The 813-nt window shown below is 59.3% G+C and carries 1 protein-coding gene; it reads right to left on the reverse strand.

The features are described 5' to 3' along the window. Positions 1-750 (reverse strand): IS5 family transposase gene (locus DDZ14_RS19210; protein WP_109426576.1). Its coding sequence is split into 2 segments (ribosomal slippage), with 751 coding nucleotides annotated over them: positions 1-426 and positions 426-750; the frame shifts between segments, so codons are not numbered across the junction. This gene is flagged as partial in the annotation. Between the last annotated feature and the right edge of the window lie 63 nt (positions 751-813).

An 813-nucleotide genomic window follows, 5' to 3' on the forward strand; every position in this document is an offset into this window, starting at 1 on the left:
AATAGATGACGGTTGCGGCGAGTGCGATGGCGGAGAGGAATACCTTCGGGCATCGGTCATATCGGGTTGCGACCCGTCGCCAGTCTTTGAGCCTACCGAACATGATCTCGATACGGTTGCGGCGTTTGTAGCGACGCTTATCGTATTTGACAGTGGCCTTGCGCTGCTTTCGGCCCGGGATGCAGGCGCGTATCCCCTTGTCTTTCAACGCTTCCCGGAACCAGTCGGCGTCATAGCCGCGATCCCCGAGCAGCCAGTCGGCCTTGGGCAAGCTGCTCAGCAGAGCGCGGGCGCCGATGTAATCGCTGACCTGTCCGGCAGTCACGAACAGGTTCAGAGGCCGCCCCTGGCTGTCGCAGATGGCGTGCAGCTTGGTGTTCATGCCGCCTTTGGTGCGGCCAATCAGGCGTCCACGCCCCCCTTTTTCGCGGCCAGGCTGGTCGCTGTCCGGTGTGCTTTCAGATAGGTTGCATCGATCATGACGGTCTTCTCTTCGACATGTTCCGCAGCGAGACCGGCCATGATCCGGGCGAAGACGCCCTTATCGCTCCATCGCTTCCAGCGGTTGTAGAGCGTCTTGTGCGGGCCATATTCTCTGGGCGCATCGCGCCATCGTAACCCATTGCGATTGATGAAAATAATCCCACTCAGAACCCTGCGGTCATCGACCCGAGGTTTGCCGTGGGACTTCGGAAAATAGGGTTCCAGACGCGCCATCTGCGCGTCGCTCAGCCAGTAAAGATCAGACATGTCACCGCTCTGTTTTCAGGCGGTGAATCACGATGCTCGGCTGAAATCAATGGGTCCTGACCC

Origin of the sequence: Maritimibacter sp. 55A14, assembly GCF_003122205.1 — a bacterium.
In the GTDB taxonomy this organism is placed as follows: domain Bacteria; phylum Pseudomonadota; class Alphaproteobacteria; order Rhodobacterales; family Rhodobacteraceae; genus QEYE01.